This window comes from Idiomarina solivarensis, from assembly GCF_033052755.1.
In the GTDB taxonomy this organism is placed as follows: Bacteria; Pseudomonadota; Gammaproteobacteria; order Enterobacterales; family Alteromonadaceae; genus Idiomarina.
This window is the reverse complement of the sequence record NZ_JAVFHZ010000003.1, coordinates 325308-346217: the sequence shown is the minus strand read 5'-3', so window position 1 is coordinate 346217 and position 20910 is coordinate 325308. Positions and strand designations below refer to the sequence as shown.

General features: G+C 45.3%; 24 protein-coding genes and 1 pseudogene. 5 read left to right on the top strand and 20 right to left on the bottom strand.

Annotation, left to right across the window (positions count from 1 at the left end; translation table 11 throughout):
- Nucleotides 1–2 precede the first annotated feature (2 nt).
- On the top strand, nucleotides 3–338 hold the full coding sequence (locus tag RBK99_RS07450) for a YnfA family protein (protein ID WP_011234879.1): 336 nt from the start codon (nucleotides 3–5) through the stop codon (nucleotides 336–338).
- A 51-nt stretch (nucleotides 339–389) separates the two neighbouring features.
- Here RBK99_RS07450 and merR read toward each other — a convergent pair whose 3' ends face one another.
- A complete protein-coding gene (gene merR, locus RBK99_RS07445) occupies nucleotides 390–833 on the bottom strand; it encodes a mercury resistance transcriptional regulator MerR (protein ID WP_011234880.1) in 444 nt (147 codons plus the stop codon).
- 74 nt (nucleotides 834–907) lie between these two features.
- On the opposite strand from merR, the gene merT reads away from it, so the two are divergent.
- The 3 genes from merT to merA are packed head-to-tail and all read left to right on the top strand — an operon-like array spanning nucleotide 908 to nucleotide 3030.
- Nucleotides 908–1258, top strand: coding sequence for a mercuric ion transporter MerT (gene merT / locus RBK99_RS07440; protein WP_011234881.1), 351 nt, complete (start codon nucleotides 908–910; stop codon nucleotides 1256–1258).
- A 13-nt stretch (nucleotides 1259–1271) separates the two neighbouring features.
- The gene (gene merP / locus RBK99_RS07435; protein ID WP_034818174.1) at nucleotides 1272–1571 is read left to right on the top strand and encodes a mercury resistance system periplasmic binding protein MerP; all 300 of its coding nucleotides are present in this window, start codon (nucleotides 1272–1274) and stop codon (nucleotides 1569–1571) included.
- 55 nt (nucleotides 1572–1626) lie between these two features.
- Nucleotides 1627–3030, top strand: a complete 1404-nt coding sequence (gene merA, locus RBK99_RS07430) for a mercury(II) reductase (RefSeq protein ID WP_034818177.1) — start codon at nucleotides 1627–1629, stop codon at nucleotides 3028–3030.
- A 142-nt stretch (nucleotides 3031–3172) separates the two neighbouring features.
- Here merA and RBK99_RS07425 read toward each other — a convergent pair whose 3' ends face one another.
- The 14 genes and pseudogenes from RBK99_RS07425 to RBK99_RS07360 form a co-directional block, all read right to left on the bottom strand.
- Complete coding sequence (locus RBK99_RS07425) at nucleotides 3173–3313, bottom strand: cupredoxin domain-containing protein (protein WP_153849795.1); 141 nt, start codon at nucleotides 3311–3313, stop codon at nucleotides 3173–3175.
- 45 nt (nucleotides 3314–3358) lie between these two features.
- Nucleotides 3359–3625 (bottom strand): DUF5676 family membrane protein, encoded by a 267-nt coding sequence (locus tag RBK99_RS07420; RefSeq protein WP_034818180.1) that lies wholly within the window; start codon nucleotides 3623–3625, stop codon nucleotides 3359–3361.
- 103 nt (nucleotides 3626–3728) lie between these two features.
- Nucleotides 3729–4169: an EMC3/TMCO1 family protein gene (locus RBK99_RS07415; RefSeq protein ID WP_034818226.1), complete on the bottom strand. Its 441-nt coding sequence runs from the start codon at nucleotides 4167–4169 to the stop codon at nucleotides 3729–3731.
- A gap of 214 nt (nucleotides 4170–4383) precedes the next feature.
- Nucleotides 4384–4737 carry a cupredoxin domain-containing protein gene (locus tag RBK99_RS07410; protein WP_105307083.1) on the bottom strand — a complete coding sequence of 118 codons (354 nt, stop codon included), beginning with the start codon at nucleotides 4735–4737 and terminating at the stop codon, nucleotides 4384–4386.
- Nucleotides 4738–4774: 37 nt separating this feature from the next.
- On the bottom strand, nucleotides 4775–7033 hold the full coding sequence (locus tag RBK99_RS07405) for a heavy metal translocating P-type ATPase (protein WP_317503976.1): 2259 nt from the start codon (nucleotides 7031–7033) through the stop codon (nucleotides 4775–4777).
- Between the two features lie 79 nt (nucleotides 7034–7112).
- Nucleotides 7113–7571: an ATPase gene (locus RBK99_RS07400; protein WP_173921184.1), complete on the bottom strand. Its 459-nt coding sequence runs from the start codon at nucleotides 7569–7571 to the stop codon at nucleotides 7113–7115.
- A gap of 27 nt (nucleotides 7572–7598) precedes the next feature.
- Nucleotides 7599–7970, bottom strand: coding sequence for a hypothetical protein (locus tag RBK99_RS07395; protein WP_034818188.1), 372 nt, complete (start codon nucleotides 7968–7970; stop codon nucleotides 7599–7601).
- A gap of 57 nt (nucleotides 7971–8027) precedes the next feature.
- Nucleotides 8028–8366 (bottom strand): P-II family nitrogen regulator, encoded by a 339-nt coding sequence (locus RBK99_RS07390; RefSeq protein ID WP_317503975.1) that lies wholly within the window; start codon nucleotides 8364–8366, stop codon nucleotides 8028–8030.
- Between the two features lie 93 nt (nucleotides 8367–8459).
- Nucleotides 8460–8837, bottom strand: a complete 378-nt coding sequence (locus tag RBK99_RS07385; protein WP_133540735.1) for a hypothetical protein — start codon at nucleotides 8835–8837, stop codon at nucleotides 8460–8462.
- Nucleotides 8838–8936: 99 nt separating this feature from the next.
- A complete protein-coding gene (locus tag RBK99_RS07380; RefSeq protein WP_126785268.1) occupies nucleotides 8937–12062 on the bottom strand; it encodes an efflux RND transporter permease subunit in 3126 nt (1041 codons plus the stop codon).
- Nucleotides 12055–13581, bottom strand: coding sequence for an efflux RND transporter periplasmic adaptor subunit (locus tag RBK99_RS07375; protein ID WP_273269039.1), 1527 nt, complete (start codon nucleotides 13579–13581; stop codon nucleotides 12055–12057). The genes RBK99_RS07380 and RBK99_RS07375 overlap by 8 nt, the downstream gene beginning before the upstream one ends.
- Before the next feature lies 1 nt (nucleotide 13582).
- Complete coding sequence (locus RBK99_RS07370) at nucleotides 13583–14872, bottom strand: TolC family protein (RefSeq protein WP_317503974.1); 1290 nt, start codon at nucleotides 14870–14872, stop codon at nucleotides 13583–13585.
- 659 nt (nucleotides 14873–15531) lie between these two features.
- Nucleotides 15532–15774: pseudogene (locus tag RBK99_RS07365) on the bottom strand (NADH:quinone oxidoreductase); the annotation flags it as partial.
- Nucleotides 15753–16007 carry a hypothetical protein gene (locus RBK99_RS07360; RefSeq protein WP_317503973.1) on the bottom strand — a complete coding sequence of 85 codons (255 nt, stop codon included), beginning with the start codon at nucleotides 16005–16007 and terminating at the stop codon, nucleotides 15753–15755. The pseudogene RBK99_RS07365 and the gene RBK99_RS07360, both read right to left, overlap by 22 nt.
- Nucleotides 16008–16387: 380 nt before the next feature.
- On the opposite strand from RBK99_RS07360, the gene RBK99_RS07355 reads away from it, so the two are divergent.
- A complete protein-coding gene (locus tag RBK99_RS07355) occupies nucleotides 16388–17134 on the top strand; it encodes a MauE/DoxX family redox-associated membrane protein (protein ID WP_126785264.1) in 747 nt (248 codons plus the stop codon).
- Between the two features lie 26 nt (nucleotides 17135–17160).
- On the opposite strand, the gene RBK99_RS07350 is transcribed toward RBK99_RS07355, so the two are convergent.
- From RBK99_RS07350 to RBK99_RS07330, 5 genes are read right to left on the bottom strand one after another with little or no spacing between them, the layout of a single operon-like run.
- Nucleotides 17161–18471 (bottom strand): APC family permease, encoded by a 1311-nt coding sequence (locus RBK99_RS07350; RefSeq protein ID WP_290654279.1) that lies wholly within the window; start codon nucleotides 18469–18471, stop codon nucleotides 17161–17163.
- Nucleotides 18472–18492: 21 nt separating this feature from the next.
- A complete protein-coding gene (locus RBK99_RS07345; RefSeq protein WP_006956244.1) occupies nucleotides 18493–18927 on the bottom strand; it encodes a YybH family protein in 435 nt (144 codons plus the stop codon).
- 17 nt (nucleotides 18928–18944) lie between these two features.
- Nucleotides 18945–19793 carry a copper resistance D family protein gene (locus tag RBK99_RS07340; RefSeq protein ID WP_227016391.1) on the bottom strand — a complete coding sequence of 283 codons (849 nt, stop codon included), beginning with the start codon at nucleotides 19791–19793 and terminating at the stop codon, nucleotides 18945–18947.
- Entirely contained in the window at nucleotides 19790–20140 is a 351-nt protein-coding gene (locus RBK99_RS07335; RefSeq protein WP_011234483.1) for a copper resistance CopC family protein, read from the bottom strand. The genes RBK99_RS07340 and RBK99_RS07335 overlap by 4 nt, the downstream gene beginning before the upstream one ends.
- Before the next feature lie 26 nt (nucleotides 20141–20166).
- Nucleotides 20167–20910, bottom strand: coding sequence for a copper resistance protein B (locus RBK99_RS07330; protein WP_053954067.1), 744 nt, complete (start codon nucleotides 20908–20910; stop codon nucleotides 20167–20169).

Below are 20910 nucleotides of genomic sequence, written 5' to 3'. Positions count from 1 at the left end.
TAATGAGTGCATTATTTTTAATGAAAACATTGGGCTTATTTATTGCCACCGCAATTGCTGAAATTGTCGGATGCTATTTACCCTACCTATGGCTCAAAGAGGGCCATTCGGTTTGGTTGCTCATTCCGGCGGCAGTGAGCTTAGCCTTATTTGCTTACTTGTTAACACTTCATCCGGCGGAAAGCGGGCGGGTCTACGCAGCTTATGGTGGTATTTACGTGTTAACTGCCATAGTCTGGCTGCGAATTGTCGATAAATCGCCACTATCCAATTTCGACCTGATTGGCACGGCGTTTGTGCTAACCGGTATGGGGATTCTTGTGTATGGCTGGCGTTAGCTATAAAGCAATTCAGTTAAAGAACTCCGCTCAAAAGTTTTACTACACAGACTAACGCACCTTATGTTTGTCCGTGGTAGCGTCCTCAACCCCGTCATTAAGCGAGGCCATCAGTGGACAATAGACATCTCCGTGTCCGGCGCTGCATTTTTGCACCAGCTCATTCAACGCTCGTTCAATTTGCTGTAAGTGCGATATCTTTCGACGAACACTGGTGAGCTTTTGCTCCCCAAGCTCCCGTGCCTCATCGCAATGAGCGCCATCTTGCAGAGTTAATAGCTCACCAATTTCATCCAGACTAAATCCAAGCCATTGAGACGCGCGAATAAAATGAAGCCGAGCAAGCGCTTGTTCGTCGTAATGTCGGATCCCCCCATACGGCTTTTCCGGCTCGCTCATTAGCCCTCGGCGCTGATAATAGCGCACCGTTTCCACGCCCACGCCGGCTGTTTTGGCCAGCGTGCCAATTGTCATTACGTTGCGTTTTTTTAACATAGCTATTGCTTCCGTAGTGAGGTACGGGTTTAAGATTAACACATTAAAGCAAAATGCCCGAAGGAGTTACTCTTATGTCAAATTCAAAATCTGGTCGGGGCTCTCTTCTCGCGGGAGGGATCGCAGCGACTCTGGCATCTGCGTGTTGTCTGGGTCCCCTCATATTACTTGCACTCGGTGTATCCGGGGCCTGGATTGGGAGCCTCACAGCACTTGAGCCTTATCGACCCATTTTTATTACCATTGCATTGATTGCCATATTCTTTGCCTGGCGTCGAATATACCGGCGTGCTGATGACTGCAACCCTGATAACACCTGCGCAACGCCAAATGCTCGTAAGAGCTACAAAGTGATGTTTTGGCTCGTTGCGGTGCTTACTTTAACAGCATTGGCTTACCCCTATGTTGTTCCTTTGTTTTACTAGGAGGCAATACACGATGAAAAAAACAATGATAACAACCATTTTATTTTTACTGTTTAGCATGCCCGCATTGGCGGTTGAGAAAACGGTTACGCTATCAGTACCCGGTATGACATGCGTCACCTGCCCAATTACTGTCAAAGCTGCACTTGGCCAAGTTGCAGGTGTGAGCGCCGTCGATGTCCGTTTTGAAGAGCGGGATGCAACCGTGACATTCGACGACGAAAAAACGTCAGTTAAGCAGCTCACTGAAGCAACGACAAATGCAGGATACCCATCAACACTGAAAGCAACGGCACCAAAAAATCAGTCATGAAACATCACAATGCCTTATAGCTGCTGTAAAACTGAAAGACCAAGGAGTAACCGTTATGAGTAATAACAATTTACACATTGCTGTCATTGGTAGCGGCGGCAGTGCGATGGCTGCGGCACTCAAAGCGACCGAGGGAGGTGCCCGAGTGACGCTCATTGAGAGAGGTACTATTGGCGGAACTTGTGTCAATATTGGCTGTGTCCCGTCTAAAATCATGATCCGAGCGGCTCATATCGCCCAACTGCGGCGAGAAAGCCCTTTTGATAAAGGCTTAAGTACCCATACTCTTAAGGTAAATCGATCAGCTCTCCTCGAGCAACAACAGGCTCGGGTAGAAGAACTCCGTGAATCCAAATACCAGAGTATTCTTAGAGAGAATTCCGCCATTACCGTTATTAACGGCGAAGCCCGCTTTATAAACGATGAAACTCTTTCCGTATCACTTTGCGATGGCGGTGAGCAAACGGTTCACTTTGACCGTGCTTTTATCGGCACCGGGGCCCGACCCGCACAACCACCCATCCCCGGCTTAGCTGAAACCCCTTACCTTACTTCGACAAGCGCATTAGGGCTAAGTAACATTCCTAAGCGCCTCGCTATTATTGGAGCCTCGGTCGTTGCTCTTGAATTAGCACAGGCCTTCGCGCGTCTCGGTAGTGAAGTTACTGTTTTGGCTCGCAGTCGGGTGTTATCCCAAGACGAGCCTGCCATTGGTGAGGCAATAGCCACTGTTTTTTATCACGAAGGCATCAATGTGCTTGAGCATACAGAAGCCAGCGAAGTGCGTTACGACGGACAACACTTCATTCTCAAAACCAATGCCGGAACATTAAAAGCAGAACAACTGCTCGTGGCCACAGGCCGCACGCCCAATACGGAAAACCTCGATTTAGAAACCATCGCCGTACAAACCGAGCGCGGTGCCATAACGATTAACGATCGCATGCAAACCTCTAACTCAAGAGTATATGCGGCAGGCGACTGTACGAATCAGCCGAAGTTTGTCTATGTCGCCGCCGCAGGCGGCAGCCGAGCCGCTATTAACATGACGGGCGGTGATGCGCATCTTGATCTCAGTGCCATGCCCGAGGTTATCTTTACTGATCCACAAGTCGCCACGGTGGGTTTATCAGAAGCTGATGCTAAAACTGGTGGTTACGTCACCGAAAGCCGCACGTTGGGCCTTGAAAATGTCCCACGGGCATTGGTTAACTTCGATACCCAAGGGTTTATAAAAATTGTCGCAGAAAGTGGCAGCGGCCGGCTGCTCGGTGTTCAAGTCGTCGCAGGAGAAGCTGGTGAGTTGATTCAAGCTGCTGTAATGGCGATAAGAGCAGGAATGACAGTCAATGAGTTGGCTGATGAGCTCTTCCCATACCTTACGATGGTAGAAGGCTTAAAATTATGCGCTCAAACGTTTACTAAAGATGTTAGCCAATTATCTTGCTGCGCTGGGTGAGATAACCTAGCTTAACTTCACTGGACAGTTACCAATATTTCGGGGTTAGCTGCTGGTTGGTGATAGGTTAAGCTAGTTCAGGAGTGATAATAGTTGTTATAAGCACTTTTTTTTCATTCATATTAGCTCTTATTTGTCTCACTTATTTGACAATAAGTTTTCCTAGATACCTTTGCATCTGACAATGAAAATCGTATTCTCCGGTCTTTAATACTGGCAATTCGATCAACTTTAACTTATTGGTCGGTAAAGTATCGCTGATCCCCAGATCAGGAATAAGCAAAGTTTCAGAGCAACAGATTTAAAGGCTTCCAGTTTGACAACAATCTCATTTAGCCGTTTTCATTTGTTTATTATATAACGTTACAATTAGCCAGCCAGTAATCATAGCTCCCAAGGACCACCCGAATAATCCCGTAACAAATCCACTAAAACTCAAATGCCACTCGAAACCAGAGAGTTTTCCGTGAACCATGCCTTCTGTTAAAGCCATCATGCTAGAGGGCATAATAAGCACTAGCAAGCTACAAACTCCCCATAAAACTGCGAAAGCACCGCCAGCTGCTAAGCCAAATTTCTTTGCATTAAGTTTCATAACTTCCTCCTTAAAAATACCGTTGTAAATTAGATATATTGAAAAAGTACCGCTACTTGCACACTGCAAGTAGCGGCATTTCCAACGGAGAGCTTAATCTCTACTACATTTCCTTTTTTTCTTCACTCTGATGTTCCATCATCTGCTCCATCATCATTTGCATCATATCCATTCTATGCTCCATCATTTTCATTTTATTCATCATATTCTCTTTGCCCATTTGCTCTGCTTTGTCTCCCTTTTTATGTTCTCCTTTGTTCATGCCTTTATCCATCCCATGGTTCATCATTTGCATTCCCTTCTGCATTGACTTCATGTGTTCTTCCATTAGTTTTTTACGTTTCTTGGGATCGGATTCGCTTTTTATTTTTTCCATAGCTTCGCGCATTTCTTGCATGTGCTCATTCATTGATGTCATTTTTTCATGATGCATCATTCCACTCATTGAACCTGTTTTATCATCACCATGTTTATGCTGTGCATCAGCAAAGACAGGAGAGGCCATTAAAGCTGTGATAGTTAAAGCTGAAAGTACTTTTTTCATTTTATTACCCTCTTGACTATGACCAAATTGTATTGGTCTCATTAATTTTACTTTGTTTCACTATCGTTAAATCTTGGAGCCCACGCTGACGTAGACCTCATATAACGGCGATATTTATTGCCGAATCCTTCAATGCCTTCGATGAAATTGAATTTCATCGAATCTAACGGGAAACTTTTAAAGCTCATATTGTGACCTGGACGTTTTAAGCCATTTAACCGACAACTAGCTTTCCCCGATACATTTGCATCTGGCAATGAAAGTCGTACTCTCCGGGTTCCAGCGCTGGTATTTGAATTTGCTTTAATTTGTTAGAAGGCAACGTTTCACTTATTTCTAGCTTGGGAATGAGCAAAGTTTCAGAGCAAGGAGATTGATCCTTTCGCAGAAATTTAAGCTCAACAGGCTTGCCTTCTCGCACCTTTATACGCGAAGGTGAGTAGGTACCGTTTTCTACAGTAATTACAATCTCACCTTCTTCCGCCTGTTTCTCAGCAGGTTCATAAAGCCAAAACCACCAGACAATCAGTGCAATTAATGTTAAGCCAGCGATATTAATAAATAACATTTTTACTCTCCTGAAAGAGCTCTAATTAAAAGAGGAATCAGTGACTCTTCGCTTTGAAAAAGCGCAACCGATTAGCGTTACTCACTACCGTGAGTGACGAAAAAGCCATGGCTGCACCGGCAATGACAGGGCTTAATAGAATGCCGAGAAACGGGTACAGTACACCTGCGGCAAAAGGTATACCTGCCACGTTGTAAATAAAAGCACCGAATAGATTCTGCTTGATATTGCGCAGAGTAGCCTTACTTACAGCTACTGCATCAGCTAGACCATGTAACGACCCCCGCATCAAAGTAATGTCAGCACTTTCAATGGCTACATCCGTGCCCGTACCGATGGCGAAGCCCACGTTGGCAATAGCCAGTGCTGGCGCATCATTAATACCATCTCCCGTCATGCCAACGATTTCGCCTTCCATCTGCAGCTCCTGAACCTTTTTTGATTTTTCTTCCGGCAGAACTTCAGCGAAAAATTCTTTAATTCCTACTTTTTCAGCAACTGCTTCTGCTGTCGCGCGATTATCACCAGTAAGCATCACTACTCGCACACCGTTATCTTGCAAACGTTTAATGGCGGCTACGGAGTCGTCTTTTATCGGGTCGGCAACTGCAATAATTGCAGCTAACTCATTATCAACGGCAAAGTACATAGGCGTCTTAGCTTCAGCAGCTAAGCCTTGGGCTTTTTCAACAAAGTTACCGAGCTCAACTTGACGTTCACGCAACAGCTTTTCATTACCGAAAAGGAGGGACTTCCCGTCAACTTCTGCCTCCACGCCATGACCAGCGATGGCGTTGAAGTTCGAGACCTTACTTGTCTTAATCCCTCTTTCCCTGGCTGACTCAACTATCGCCTGTGCTAGCGGATGTTCAGAGCCAGACTCAAGTGTCGCTGCAAGTTGCAGTACGGTTTGCTCATCGTACTCACTCGCTACTAATACGTCGGTGACTTTAGGAGAACCAAGTGTAATGGTGCCCGTTTTATCCAGGATCATAGCCGATACTTTCGACGCTGTTTGCAATGCTTCGCCATTGCGAATCAGCACACCTGCCTCTGCGGCTTTTCCTACACCCACCATTACCGACATAGGCGTCGCCAGGCCTAATGCGCAAGGGCAAGCAATAATCAAGACAGTGGTCGCTGATACCACAGCAAAGGCCAGTGCCGGCTCAGGCCCAAAGTTAAGCCAAGCTAGAGCACTGATAACAGCGATAATCATAACGACTGGCACAAAGTAAGCTGAAATAACATCGGCAAGACGACCGATTGGGGGCTTAGAGTTTTGCGCCCGTTTCACCATGTTAATAATTTGAGCAAGTGCTGTATCTTTTCCGACTCTTGTCGCTTGAAACAAAAAGGAACCACTTTTATTTATCGTGCCCGCCACAACGTCATCACCAACTGATTTTTCCACGGGCATGGGTTCACCCGTTAGCATAGATTCATCAACGGTGGTACTTCCCTCTATAACTTTTCCATCAACAGGGATTTTTTCTCCGGGACGAACACGTACTACGTCCTCCTCGAGTACGTCTTCGATGGCGATATCCAATTGTTTATCGTCACGAATCACCCTAGCTGTTTTGGCCTGCAAACCAATGAGACGCTTTATGGCTTCGGACGTGCGCCCACGAGCTTTCAGTTCAAGTGCCAACCCCAGATTGATCAAACCGATAATCATCGCAGTCGCTTCAAAGTAAACGTGACGCGCCATTTCCGGAACCAGGTGTGGAACGATTACAACCACCATAGAATACAACCAGGCTGTACCAGTACCAAGCGCGATCAGCGTATCCATATTAGCGGAATGATTTTTCAGGGATTGCCAGGCACCAACAAAGAAGTGTTTGCCAGAGAAATAAAGTACACCTAACGTTAGAATACCTACGACTAACCATGTCACACGTTCTGAGGTAGTGGTAACCGTCATTTCACCAACAAAAAGGCTATAAATCATTAGGGGTACACCTAACGACAGCGCGACGGTCATCTCACGCATCAGTCGCTTATAGTAAGCCCAGTCGGCTTGCTCTTTTTCTGCCAACGCATCATCGCCACTTTGGGAAGTGGCTACTTTAGCGCTATACCCCGCCTTCTCTACCGCTTTCACTAAAGCGCTCGGACTTGCTGTTCCTGTCACACTGACTGTTCGCTGCGCAAAGTTCATCTCTGCATTTTCCACACCGGATACAGACTTTAGTGCACTCTCGATTTTGCCAACACAACTCGCGCAACCGGCTCCCTCGATAATGAGTTCCTCAATGGAACTACTAACGTCCTCAGTTTTCACACCCATACAAGTGCTCCTTATTTATGGAAAATTAACCAAATCAGGGCTCTTTCCCACAAAGTACCAACGATAAAATTTTCACTAACTACATATCCGAAAATCGGTTCGCAGTTTGCACCATTCGTTTAATTTCATTTTCTTCAACGTTTTTTACTGTTTCTAACAGCTCTTTTGCGCTGTCTATATCAACACGGGAATATAGGTGTTCATACAACTCAATGACTTGCTCATGATGGTTTACAATGTTCTCCATAATGTGATCAGTATCTAACTCTTTAAAAGGCGAATCACAGTGTCCATGCTCAACGATGGGATGTTTCCCAATATAGTCATAACACCAAGTGTCTAATGCATTTCGGTTTGCTGTACTCAAAAAACCTTCGACCATTCGCTCTAAGCTAGCCTCATGACCCGACACGTAGCTTAGAATCATCCGAGCTCGTTCATCTTGGTTTTGTTTAGAGCAGTGAGTCACACACTCCTTCAGGTTTTTGTGGAAATCAACGGTCCAACTCAGTACATCTTTGATTGTTTCTATTTGCATTTTTTACTCCTTACCTATAATTAATTGTTACTTTCGTTTGCTTTTGGTACGTGGCGGGCTTCTGTGGCAACTCCACGGTGTATGCTCTGCATTATCTTTAATATTTTGATCAATAAATTTGTAGTATTCCTCTTTCAAGTGAGTCCACCAGCCACTATTTATTTCAACACCAAATATTCCGAGCTTTTCCTCTATCATAGTCAGATCGACTTTAGAGGCATCATAAGCGACCGATAACAAGTTCTGGTCAGAGTCGTAGGCAACGCTATCAAGACCAACCAAGCGATCGATTTCGTTAATCGCTTCGCGAACTTTTTTCACACTCTCAGTGTTTAGCTTTAACGTGCGATTGACTAAGTTAATTTCCCGCACTCCGGCTCTATGATCGTTAGTTGACATCAGTACTGTCCTATTTATTAAAACTACCAATATGCTTCAGTCGACGTTGCCGCGATATTAACGTTGTAACGAGAGTTCTTTATCAGTCGCTGCTCGTTTGTCGTGAACCCAAAGCAATTCATCTATTGGCGAGATACAGACTAAGCCCTCGTTAGATACCCCGGTATGGGCCGCTTCAACTACCAAAAACGCAACGTCACGCGCGTCAGCACTGTTCACATAAACTTCGAGCTGTACGTGCTCAACTAAGTGATCATCGTTATAACTATCGAAGTAATAGCCTCGACCTCGAACAGGAAACAATGTAAAGCCGCTAACGCCACACCCAACCAGAGTCTCCTCCACTGCGTCTTGCCGAAGTTGATCAAAAATAGCGGTGATTTTAGATAGGTTCATATATTCTCCTACAAGCCTTAAGTCACTTAACTTAAGAGCTCTATCTAGCATGATTAAATTTCGAAAAAAGTTTTAATTGAAATTCAGCAGGAGCTATTTCGGAGGATAAAAAATATCAAAAGACATTTGCTTAACATTCCCTTCATATGAAAGAGGATGCTGCAAGTAACCAATTGACTTTATTGGCAAATTGAACGGAATTAATACTAAAGGTGAGCTTGCAGAGTTGCACCCCGCATCCATTAAACATGTATCAGCAGAGTCAGTTAAACAATAACAGCACGTTTTACTGGCAGGTTGTTCGTCGTCATCACAATGAATGTTGCTTTTTCTCTCGTTTGCAACATCTGCCTGATTAACGTTGATTACGTGCTCTGCGCTGGAGGCAGTATTATGGACAGGAGCAGCTGGGAAGGATAGTTGAATTACTATTCCTAGCATAAGCACAACTAAAAATTTTGTTTGAGCCATATGTGTGTCCCCAATCCCGAATTTTAACCTAGCATACTTGTTAGCGCACATCATTGATCAAGATCAATGATGTGCGTCTCTTAACTAAAATAATTGGTCTTATACACGCTTAACCTTTTGCCCACGCCACAAGTAGTAAACAGCGGGTAACACGAGCAAGGTTAGAATAACCGCACTGATCATTCCTCCAACCATCGGGGCGGCTATTCGGCTAACCACTTCAGCACCAGTTCCTGTGCTGAACATAATAGGCAGTAGACCTGCAATTGTAGAAACAGCCGTCATCATGACAGGACGAACACGAAGCCCAGCCCCTTCCATTACAGCGCGAGAAACACCGTCTTTAGTCAAAGCTTTACCTTGCTCTAGTTGGCGTTGTTCGTATTCGTTATAGGACTGATTAAGATAAGTCAGCATTAATATCCCTATTTCTACGGTAACCCCCGCTAGTGCTATAAAGCCAACCGCTACAGCAACTGAGAAGTTATAATCTAAAAGATACATCAGCCAAATTGAACCGACCAACGCAAGAGGTAAGGTTCCCAGTATGATCGCGATTTCCGTGGCATTTCGAAAATTCATGTACAAAAGAACGATAATAATCGCGAGCGTTAACGGAATCACGTAAGTCAGTTTTTCCTTTGCCCTTTCCATATATTCGTACTGCCCGGACCAGGTAACTGAATACCCTGCTGGCAACTCGAGTTCTTGTTCTACAACCTTCATTGCTTTTTCAACATAAGTGCCGACATCAACTCCCTCAATGTCGACAAAAGTCCAGCCATTAAGTCTTGCGTTTTCGCTTTTAATTGCCGGCGGTCCAAGTTCAACGTAGACATCAGCCACATCCGCCAAACTAATACGCTGCCCGTTTGGCGTAACTAAAGGTAGCTTCTTTAATTCTTCCGGCGAATCACGGTAATCTTGAGGGTAGCGCAAGTTTATTGGGTAACGTTCAAGCCCTTCAATGGTCTCTGAAACATTCATTCCACCAATAGCCGTGGCAACGACCTGCTGCACATCCTCAATGTTCAAGCCATAACGTGCAGCCTGCTCTCTTTCTATGTCAACTTTGACATAGCGTCCACCTGCCACTCGCTCTGAATAAACAGAAGCCGTACCATCGACATCATCAAGTATTGCTTCAAGCTGCTGCCCTATCGTCTGAATTTCATTAAGATCGGCTCCGGCAACTTTTATACCTACCGGCGTTTTGATACCTGTCGATAGCATATCAATGCGAGTTTTAATGGGGTAAACCCACGCATTGGTCAGCCCCGGAAACTTTACAAGCGCATCCAGTTCTTTTTTCAACTTCTCAGTGGTCATACCGTCTCTCCACTGATCTTTCGGTTTCAGTTGAATAAAGGTTTCAATCATCGTTAGGGGTGCCGGATCAGTGGCGGTATCCGCTCGACCAATTTTGCCAAAAACCGTCTTCACTTCCGGTACCGTTTTTATGAGCTTGTCGGTTTGCTGCAACAGCTCCCTTGCTTTACCAATTGATAATCCGGGATAGGTAGTGGGCATATACATCAAATCGCCCTCATCCAAATCTGGAATAAATTCACTACCAATTTTGTCAATCGGCCAGACACCAACGGCCAGGATAACAAGCGCTCCGACAACTGCTGTCTTGGGGTATTTCAAAATGCCTTTTAAAAGCGGTTTATACCCGGCGATCAATAACCGATTAAGCGGGTTTTTCCCCTCAGGTGTTACCTTTCCTCTGATAAAATATCCCATCAACACGGGGATAACGGTAACCGCTAAGGCTGCACTGGCTGCCATTGCGTAAGTTTTCGTGAAAGCAAGCGGAGAAAACATCCGCCCTTCCTGGGCTTCTAAGGTAAATACCGGCATAAAGCTGACGGTAATAATGAGCAAGCTAAAGAAAAGAGCAGGGCCCACCTCTGAAGCAGAGGCGGCAACCACCCGCCAGCGGTTCTCTGCTGTCAGTGGCGTTTTTTCCATATGCTTATGCATATTTTCAATCATGACGATGGCACCATCGAGCATAGCGCCAATAGCGATTGCGATCCCTCCAAGTGACATAATATTCGCGTTAATTCCTTGCCAATACATGACAATAAACGCGGTTAAAATACCCAAAGGCAAGCTGATAACGGCAACCAGCGAGGAGCGGACATGGAAGAGAAATATCACACAGATAAACGCGACAATAGCGAGTTCTTCTATTAAACTTTTCCAGAGACTTTCCACGGCATCCGAGATAAGCCCCGAACGATCATAGACAGTGACTATATCGACACCTTCTGGTAGCCCAGACTTTAATTCTTCCAACTTTTGTTTAACGCCATCAATCGTTTTTTGGGCATTTTCTCCGAAACGCATTACCACAATACCACCCACGGCTTCTCCCTCACCGTTGAGTTCGGCGATACCGCGTCTCATTTGGGGGCCCACACCCACATCAGCAACGTCTTTAAGCAATAATGGCGTGCCATTTTCATCAACGCCAAGCGGGATACTCTCTAAGTCTGACACACCATCAATATAGCCTGAGGCCCGGACCATATACTCAGCTTCCGCCATTTCAACCACCGACGCCCCCACTTCCTGATTACCTCGCTGGATAGCATTTTGTATGTGAGCAAGAGGAATATCGAATGCGCGCAGCTTCTCCGGATCCACTTTCACCTGGTACTGCTTTACCATCCCGCCGAGGGCGGCAACTTCCGAAACCCCCTCGACCGTTTGCAGTTCATACTTTAAAAACCAATCCTGCATACTGCGTAACTCACTCAAATTGTGGTTACCCGTACGATCAACCAAGGCATACAAATACACCCAACCAACCCCTGTTGCATCAGGGCCTAATTGCGGTCTTGCATTAGAAGGCAGTGTCGGAGCAACCTGAGACAAATATTCCAGTACTCGCGAACGCGCCCAGTAAGCGTCTGTATCTTCGTCAAAAATGACATACACATAGGAGTCGCCGAAAAACGAATATCCACGGACGGTTTTAGCGCCGGGGACAGACAGCATAGCGGTTGTTAATGGATAGGTTACTTGATCTTCTACCACCTGCGGCGCTTGACCCGGATAGCTGGTTTTAATGATCACCTGGACATCCGACAAGTCCGGCAGTGCGTCTACGGGCGTATTCTTAACCGCAAAAGCACCAACACCCACGAGGATTAATGTCGCCAGAAGAACGAAAAAACGGTTACTCACTGACCATCGAATGACTGACTTAATCATGGTTATGCTCCTGCTCTGTCACTTGTTTTTGCTCGGGAATATGAATCGATGTGAGCTGGTACTGTTGCTTCCCGACTTGCGTTATTTCCGCATGCAAGGATAACCCCGTGCTAAGCTGAGAAAGTTCAACATCCGAAGCAACATCGAAGTCCATCGTCATTGCAGGCCAGTCCCATTCAGAAATCTCACCGTGCTCCAGCGTAACCATCGAGTGCTGAGGCATAACATTTTTAACGGTTGCTTCAACCCAGACAGCTTGAGCTGCTGCGTCACTTGACATACTGCCATGGCTCTCGTTATCAGCATCAGTGTCATGTTGCATGCGCTTAAAGTCAGAGGATTTACTGGACTCAGAATCAATCAAAAACTGAGCTGAAGTAACGATGTCATCACCTGCCATAAGACCCGATAAAATTTCAACTCGCGAGCTCCCTAACCGCCCAACGTCAACATTAACTGATTTAAATTTCCCATCACCCAGTGCCAGTACAACTCGGTTCGAACCACCCATTCGGATAAGCGCTTCTTTAGGGATGATTAAGTTTTTGTCGCCTAAACCAGCCTTAATGTTAAGATTCGCAAACATGCCCGGTTTTAAAAAACCATCTGGGTTGTCGAAGTGAATTCGAACTTGTCCCGTCCGAGTTTTAGGGTTAAGTGACGGATAGACATAATCAACCTTTCCTTGCCACTCTTTACCTGGAGCATACTCAAGGTTCATTTGAACGTCATTGCCTACCTCAACCTGGTTCAATTGCCGCTCAAAGACTTCTGCAATAACCCAAATTTTATCCAGTTGAGCAATGGTCATTAAATTCATACTCGGCGTTACAAACGCACCTTCACGCACAGTCAGTCTATCCAATACCCCGGACTGCTTTGCTTTTACCGTGATTGTTTTCTGAATTTTACGAGTTTCTTTTAACTTCTTAATCTCAGATTCAGAGACTTGCAGAGCTCTTAAGCGTTCTTCAGCGGCATCAATTAGCACCTGATTACCTCTTTGCGAGGCCAATACAAGCTCCTCTTGCGCATTAACCATTTCCGGTGAGTAAATACTGTATAAAGGCTCGCCGGCTTTAACCGAGTTACCAACCGCTTTTACGAAAAGCTTCTCAATCCAGCCTTCAACACGGGGACTTACTGTCAGCACTCGGTTCTCATCAAACTGAACATAACCGACCGTTTCGATATCTAGGTTGAGTCTCGAAACGGTGACCGTTGCAGTTGTAACCCCAAGGTTATTAATAACGTCGGGATCAATTCTCACCGTACCAGGTGAACTCTCTTCTGCATCATCACCATAGTAAGGAATAAGGTCCATCCCCATTGGAGACTTTCCTGGTTTGTCTCGACGATAATTGGGATCCATCGGAGCCACCCAATATAACGGCTCTTTTTCTGCATTGCCCGATGAACGATCAGACACTTCAGTCGATTGCATTACATAGCCAATAGCGCCAGCGCCAACTGCAAAGCCTACAGCTAAACTTATAAGAGATTTGGTGACTGTTTTCATTTTACACTCCTGAAAGTAATAAGTAGTTTGCTTCGGCAATCAATTTTTGGCGGTTGATGGCGATTGCTAATGCATCAATTTTTGCGTTGACTTCCGCAATCTGTGACCGTACCGCCTCGGCAAAGTCGCCATCATCATTGTTGTAGGCAGTCAATGCGGCTTCAGACTGGGCGGACATTTGTGGAAGTAGCTCTTCGTGATATAGGGCAGCACGTTCATTCAAACGGTTCAGTTGTAAAAACGTACTGCGTAAATTGGCTATTAACTGCCTGGCAACCAATAACTTCTCAGTTTTTTTTGCTTCCGTTTTAAACTTTGCTGAGCGTACCTGCTTATCCTGTTTGTTATCAGTAAATAAAGGGACATCGAACGTAACCCCGGCTGACAGCAAGTTGGCACGGTCATTGCCGCTTGGATCGTCGTTTCTATGGCCATATTTCAGATTGGCTGACCATTGCGGTTTATAACCTTGCTGAGCGAGCTCGACAGACGTCTTCGACGCCAAAATGTCTTGATCGGTCGCTTGCAAAACCGGGTGTTCTTTTATCAATTCGTACAAGGCTTGTTTCGGTATTGTCGAAGGTGATAGCAATGTCTTCTTCAGCGTAAGACTCGGAAGGTCATCCGGTAACCTTGATTTCGCTATAACACCTATCCATTCCGACAGTTCGCTTTGAAGTCGCTCCTCTTTTTGTCGCAGTAATGTCAACCGATCATCCAGGCGTGTAAGTTCAAGTTGGGCTCTAATAACATCTTGCTGCCGTGCTTTTCCCTCGGTACTGGTATAACTCGCCTTAGCGGTTGACACTAACTGTTCAAAAAGCGCTCTATCCGATTCAATCAAGCGGATACTTTGCTGAGAGAAAAAGACATCTAACCACAACTTAGTGACCGTTGTTTTGACTTTAGCAATGCGATCCGCTCTCAAAAGCGGTTGTTTTTGAGCTAATTGGTTTTTCTGCTTACGAGACAACGATAATGTGTCTCCTCTGGGAAATGCTTGTGAAACACCGACGACTAACTGGGTCATCCCTTCCTGTCTTGAACTAAAACTGTCAACCGGGAAACTGGCAGCCGTGAATGATATTTTAGGGTCAGGCAAACTGGAAGAGGCTATCGCTTCACTCGCGAATGCCTCTTGGGTTTGCTTACTTGCCGTTAACCAAGGATCTTCTTGTACAGCGATACTCACTGCTTCTTGCAAATTCAAAAGTGGCTCTTGTGCACTAACAACATTTGGCACTACTGCAGTCAGAACACCTAAATAAGCCATTCTTCTTAAAAGTTTCATATTGTTACTCTCAAAAACTGTGAATTTTTAGATTCAACACAGACCAAGCTATGAATCAGAGCGTAACGAGGACGACGAGCGGCGTCGTAACAACAATGAGCGAACCAAAGCTTATAGCTGTGCTTTTACCTGAGCGATAGACGCGCCAGGATCGAGAAATCCCGTATTTTTAAGAGTGGATTGGGGGGCGGAAAAGCGAGAGTGAGTGTTTTTCTTTAATACTCGTATCTAAGAATGAGGTTGCGTTAAAAAGCAGCTTATCAACAGGCGGAACCGTCGATTGCTCAGAATAAACGACAGTAATTGACGGACTGTAACAATGTCGCATCATTGAATCAGAGCAACAATTATCGGTAAGAGAGTGCGACACTTCGCAATCAGCAAGATCACAAACCTGCTCAGTAGAATCGTGCATACATGCCTCTTCCGTACTGATAGTTTGTGAAAATGACATTGTTGTTACTGCCAATAGCAATAGAGCAATGATTAAACGATACATGCGAAGTTCTGCTGTAAAAACATGCTTGAAGTGTATCTCTTTTGGCTGATAAAGATCAATCAATTAAAGGAAGTACCCATAACGAGGTAGTCAACCCAGGTGGTGATACGACTTCTACATCACCACCCCGATTTATTGCTAACTCAGGCGCTTTCAAGCTCTAAATACCAAAGTCATCGAACCTTACTTGTTCTCGCGGAACGCCAAAGTCAGCAAGAGACTCTAACGTCGCTTTCAGCATTGGTGGAGGACCACACACGTAAACGTCCAATGTGTCTTTGTTTTCATCTGCCAACCATTTCATTGCAGTTTCGTGCACAAAGCCAGTGTGCCCGGCCCACGCATCTGATTTAGCAACCTCTGAAAGTACCGGTATATAATTTAACCGCTCATCTCTTTCGAACTCATCCCTATAACAGAGCTCTTTTTCATATCGTGCGCCGTAAAAACCTGAACAGGAGCAGCACTTTCGGCTTCGATTCGCTGAATTCGCGAACCGGTCACCGTGATTTTCTCAACGTTTTCGGCTTCAGTATCACCAGGCCCTGACTGAGCCCAAACGGTTGTTGTATTAAAGAGTGCCGCAGATACGCCTATAGCGACAGCAGACTTAAGTAACTTTTTGCATTTTGTCACCTCGATTAAATTATAATTATTTTACTTTCCGATTAGACTTCGTACTGCCATCTAAGTTGTTTATACAACCTTCAGAATAGAAACCTTAGGATTTTAGTCAAGCTAAAAACGATTAAAGTTGTATAAAAAACCCTTTAATAGCAAAGCTTATAGAGGTTGTATATTCAACTTTAAGTTATCCTCATGTATCAATAATCTTTTAAAATAAGCTCTTCAAGATAGCTAGAAAAGCAATAAAAAAAGTTGTCCACTTTTTTCAAAATAAAAATAATTTTTCATTTTTAATGAATTTTTACCCTCTTCTGATTATTGATGCTTTTAATCTTTTGCCGACTATAATGCGTACATGAATACATAACTTTTACGTAAGGAACTTGGCTATGAGTCAGTCAACTCAAAAAGCTACGCTTTACAGAATGTCAACGCCTGATCACCAGTGCCCTTTTGGGCTAAAAACCCGGCACTTACTTAAAGCCAATGGCTTCGAAGTAGACGACAATCTGTTAGAGAGTCGTCAAAAAACCGACAAATTCAAGGAAAAGCACGACGTCGATACCACTCCACAAGTGTTTATTGGTGATAAACGTATCGGTGGGTACGAGGAGGTTCGAGCCTTTCTTGGAAAGCCTCTTCCTGACCCTGACGCAACCAGTTACCGACCCGTTATTGCATTATTTACTATGACGGCACTCCTCTCTGTAGCCACGTCGTGGTTGTCTTTTGGTCGCGTATTTACCGTACAAACCATCGAGTGGTTCATCAGTTTCTCTATGGTGGTTCTGGCCTTGCTCAAACTCCAGGACGTAGAGAAGTTCTCTACCATGTTTCTCAATTACGATCTTCTCGCCAAAAAATGGGTGCCTTATGGCCGTATTTATCCCTATGCCGAAGGCTTGGCGGGTCTGTTAATGGCAGCCGAATTCGCCCATGTCATATCCATACCCGTCGCATTATTCATCGGCATCGTAGGCTCTATATCGGTGTTTAAAGCCGTTTATGTCGACAAACGCGAGCTAAAATGTGCCTGTGTCGGTGGCTCCAGTAATGTGCCGTTAGGCTTCATTTCGCTCACTGAAAACCTCATGATGGTCGCTATGGCTGTCTGGATGTTTTTTACAATGAACTAGAAAAAGAGCGCTATGCGCTCTTTTTCTTAACGCTTTTTACGTAAAAACAAAATCTCACCAGCGGCAATCAATGCCATACCGATAAGAGACGCCCAAATCACCAGCGGATCGCTCGTCCATTTCACCCATATAAAAGCGACTAAAACGATGACGTCTAGCGTGATTGCGCTGACAAGTATGTAAATATTGGCATTCACCTTTTGCCTTAGATGCCGTAATACGCCCCAGTGGATCGCAATGTCCATCACGATATAAAAAATAGCGCCCAGTGACGCAATTCGACTCAAATCGAAGAATGCCGCTAAGATCATAGCCATAACAATGGTGTAAACCAGCGTATGCTTCTGAATGGAACCTGGCATGCCAAAATGACTGTGTGGAACAAGCTTCATATTGGTCAACATGGCTAACATTCTTGAAACGGCAAACGCGCTGGCAATCACTCCTGATACCGTTGCTACAATTGCAAAAGCGACCGTCACCCATAGTCCGGTCTCGCCATAGACGGGTCTGGCTGCTTCAGAAAGCGCGTAGTCTTTCGCTTTCACAATCTCATCTATGGACAGGCTCGAGCCAACCGCCAGAGTGACCAGAACGTATATTAACGCGCAGATAATCAGCGAAATAATAATGGCACGCCCGACATTTCTCTTAGGCTCAACAATTTCACCGCCACTATTGGTTATTGTTGTAAACCCTTTGTACGCAAGTATGCTTAAAGCAATCCCCGCTAAAATACCGCCACCCGTAGCTTCTTCTGGAATAGCCGATATCGATTCAAACTGAATGCCTGAGGCCCACAAACCACCAGCCGCTAAAATGACCAACCCTAAAGTCTTAACAAAGGCCATAAAAAACGAGAACGTTTGAATAAACTGATTACTCAAAATATTGATAAAAAACGCAAAGACCAGCAAACCCACCGCCAACAAAGGGATAAGCCACTGCGCTTCAAAAGAAATTAACTGGCTGGTATAAGACGCAAATGTCCGAGCGACTAAACTTTCATTAATCACCATAGAAAAGTACATCAAGAGTGCGAATATCGCCGTCACACTTCCTTTTCCATAAGCTTTACTGAGGAACATCGCAATACCGCCCGCTGACGGATAGGCTTTCGCCAACTTAACGTAAGAGTAAGCGCTAAAGCCGGCAATGATACCGCCGCACACAAACGCCAGGACAAACCACTCTCTTGCCAGCTGAGCAACTTGTCCGGTCAGTGCAAAAATACCAGCGCCAATCATCACACCAGTCCCCAGCGACACCGCCCCCCAAAGACTCAGGCTGCTTTTCTGATAATCCTGATGTCCGTGTTCATGATCGTGTTCTGCCATAATCAGCTCCTGTGATTGAACTCAGTTGGACCAATGGATCCGGATAATTTTCCAGCCAGACTCAGTCGTATTTGATACGGTTACGGTTTCATTCATCGTTAAATCAACCTCACGCCCGTTATACTCCCCGGAAACGCTATACCGAGAAGTGATCACAGCAAGGCCATCGGCTTCTTGTACTGTCCTTTCAAGCAACTGTGAAGGAACCGCCTGGCTAAACTTAATATCTGACTTAAGGTGATGAGCACTGTACTCGGCCAAGGATCGTTCAACACCACCACCTTCAAAGATAAACACATCATTGGAAAGCACATCTTTAACGACTTCCGTGTCACCTTCAGTCAAAGCCGTTCGAAACCTATCAAGCACAACTGTCGGTTCAGATACTTCCTCGGCACTACTAGGCGCTGAAATAAACAGCACCGAAACCATAAAAACACTCATGAATAATTTCATTCTTATTATTCCTTACATTAACTAGGGGAAAACGCGCTGCTTAGCGCAGAGGCCAGGGTAAAAATAGTGACAGCCAATACCATTTCCGCCGTTATGGAGTTTTTGAGTCGCTTGGCGGCCGCGTTATCATTTAATTGCGGTACGAACTTTAATTTATGCAATGCGGCAACAAGGAGAATCAGCGCCACAAACACAAGTTTCGCTAGTAGTACCGTGTCATACGACGTAAGCGGCAGCTCTGGCATCCATCGCCCTGTTGCACTACGATACATAACCAAGCCCGCAATAAGGAGTATTGGAACCGCTGCAGACATATGCACACCAAAACGCTCCATAATGGCTTTCGCTTTAGCAAGCGGTACCGACGTTGCCAGCTTTCGCAATGAGTTAAGACTGCCGAACCAAACCCAAGCGACTAACAAGTGTGTTAAAAGCGCTAGCTTTCCCCACCAGACGGCGTCACTGCCGTGACCAATACTTAAAAAGCTCCATCCCATGAGTCCAATGGCGACAACATATAGCACCCACTTTATACGTTTTAGCTTAACAACGGAGTAAACAATCCAAGCAATAGCAACCGCTATCTGAAGTTGGATGAACAACCCAACAGGGCCGGTCCATATAAACTGCATGTAGGTCGTGTCAATCATGCCGGCAAAGCCTTCAGCAGCAAAACTACCGACTTTCAGAAAAAAATACAGAAGGCTTGCCAGTAATAGAAGCAACGCAACAAGGCTATTCTTTCGTTCAGACTGCTTTTTTAAACCGGACAAATAAACGATATAAGGCGAGGCGGTCATCACCGCGTTAAGCCAGAATATAAAGGCCAACGTTAAAACGCTGGCCACACTCCAAAGGGTCATCATTTCACCTCAAAGCTAAAATCACCCGATATTTTATGACTGTCCCCACCCATTGCCGTCCAATAAACCGTATAACCACCTGACGCCAAATTGTTTTTAACAGCAATTTCGTACGCTGCTTTGGGAGTCATGCTCATCGAAAAGTCCAGCGGATGCATTTTACCGTCATCTGAGTGCAGCATAATTTTAGCCAGACGAACATCACCGGAAAAATTCATCGTAATTTCCGTTGGTGACTCGGACAAAGTCGCACCGTCCTCCGGGCTACTGGATGTTAGGCCGACGTGAGCGCTGGCCCATGCACTAAAAAATAACGTGGTACCGAAGGCTAACTTAAGTATGTTTTTCATGTTGTTTCCTCTTTGTTTATTATCAATTAAAACCAAACTCTGGCCCCAAGGACCACGCCTGTTTCTGTGGTGTCCTCACCCATTCGTTTCATTTCATCTGCCGTGTTGCCTAACGCGCCGTTCCAATAAACACCAATGTAGGGTGCAAACTCACGACTGATTTCGTGACGATAACGCAACCCCACACGCAAGTTGCTCAAGCCACTTTGCCGTTCATATTTGTCTGAATCTGTCAGGTTGGCTGTAAACTCAATGCGAGGCTGTAAGTACGATGTTTGTGTGAGCTGCCACTCGTACTCAGTTTCGCTAACAAATTGGACGTCGCCTTCTTCATTCACCATCAGCGAGTTATCCATTTCGAACCAATAGGGCGCCAACCCCATAAAACTCACGACAGCATAATTTTCCATAGACGCGTCCGACGATAAGGTACCTCGCGTACCAATACCGGCCTGAAACGACCAAAACGGAGACACCAAGTATCCATACAGCAGTTCGGCACTTTCCAAGTCAGTGGGCTCACCGTCGTCTTGAACATTCTCCCCTTCACTCTTGAAAACAGCTCGGTGATAGTCACCGCCATACCAAGCCATCATGTCCCAGACGGCTAGGTTCTCTTCCTCGTTGGTTCGCGTTAACTCCAACCGATCGAACAGTACTTGCCCGGTGTAATATTCTTTGACGGGTTCAGGCCAGTCCTCTTTCGCATGTCCGGCGACTGCTAAACCTGGCAACAACGCCGCACCCACTAATAATGATTTACCGTACAT

Coding starts and splice junctions, on each gene's coding strand:
- RBK99_RS07410 (WP_105307083.1), bottom strand. CDS start 4,737: ATGTTATTTATTAATATCGCTGGCTTAACATTAATTGCACTGATTGTC.
- RBK99_RS07345 (WP_006956244.1), bottom strand. CDS start 18,927: ATGAAATTATTCATGAGTGTTTTTATGGTTTCGGTGCTGTTTATTTCA.
- RBK99_RS07405 (WP_317503976.1), bottom strand. CDS start 7,033: ATGGGTGTGAAAACTGAGGACGTTAGTAGTTCCATTGAGGAACTCATT.
- merT (WP_011234881.1), top strand. CDS start 908: ATGTCAAATTCAAAATCTGGTCGGGGCTCTCTTCTCGCGGGAGGGATC.
- RBK99_RS07355 (WP_126785264.1), top strand. CDS start 16,388: ATGAGTCAGTCAACTCAAAAAGCTACGCTTTACAGAATGTCAACGCCT.
- merR (WP_011234880.1), bottom strand. CDS start 833: ATGTTAAAAAAACGCAACGTAATGACAATTGGCACGCTGGCCAAAACA.
- RBK99_RS07450 (WP_011234879.1), top strand. CDS start 3: ATGAGTGCATTATTTTTAATGAAAACATTGGGCTTATTTATTGCCACC.
- RBK99_RS07420 (WP_034818180.1), bottom strand. CDS start 3,625: ATGAAACTTAATGCAAAGAAATTTGGCTTAGCAGCTGGCGGTGCTTTC.
- merP (WP_034818174.1), top strand. CDS start 1,272: ATGAAAAAAACAATGATAACAACCATTTTATTTTTACTGTTTAGCATG.
- RBK99_RS07330 (WP_053954067.1), bottom strand. CDS start 20,910: ATGTACGGTAAATCATTATTAGTGGGTGCGGCGTTGTTGCCAGGTTTA.
- RBK99_RS07395 (WP_034818188.1), bottom strand. CDS start 7,970: ATGTCAACTAACGATCATAGAGCCGGAGTGCGGGAAATTAACTTAGTC.
- RBK99_RS07370 (WP_317503974.1), bottom strand. CDS start 14,872: ATGAAACTTTTAAGAAGAATGGCTTATTTAGGTGTTCTGACTGCAGTA.
- RBK99_RS07335 (WP_011234483.1), bottom strand. CDS start 20,140: ATGAAAAACATACTTAAGTTAGCCTTCGGTACCACGTTATTTTTTAGT.
- RBK99_RS07350 (WP_290654279.1), bottom strand. CDS start 18,471: ATGGCAGAACACGATCATGAACACGGACATCAGGATTATCAGAAAAGC.
- RBK99_RS07385 (WP_133540735.1), bottom strand. CDS start 8,837: ATGGCTCAAACAAAATTTTTAGTTGTGCTTATGCTAGGAATAGTAATT.
- RBK99_RS07415 (WP_034818226.1), bottom strand. CDS start 4,169: ATGAAAAAAGTACTTTCAGCTTTAACTATCACAGCTTTAATGGCCTCT.
- RBK99_RS07375 (WP_273269039.1), bottom strand. CDS start 13,581: ATGAAAACAGTCACCAAATCTCTTATAAGTTTAGCTGTAGGCTTTGCA.
- RBK99_RS07340 (WP_227016391.1), bottom strand. CDS start 19,793: ATGATGACCCTTTGGAGTGTGGCCAGCGTTTTAACGTTGGCCTTTATA.
- RBK99_RS07390 (WP_317503975.1), bottom strand. CDS start 8,366: ATGAACCTATCTAAAATCACCGCTATTTTTGATCAACTTCGGCAAGAC.
- merA (WP_034818177.1), top strand. CDS start 1,627: ATGAGTAATAACAATTTACACATTGCTGTCATTGGTAGCGGCGGCAGT.
- RBK99_RS07400 (WP_173921184.1), bottom strand. CDS start 7,571: ATGCAAATAGAAACAATCAAAGATGTACTGAGTTGGACCGTTGATTTC.
- RBK99_RS07380 (WP_126785268.1), bottom strand. CDS start 12,062: ATGATTAAGTCAGTCATTCGATGGTCAGTGAGTAACCGTTTTTTCGTT.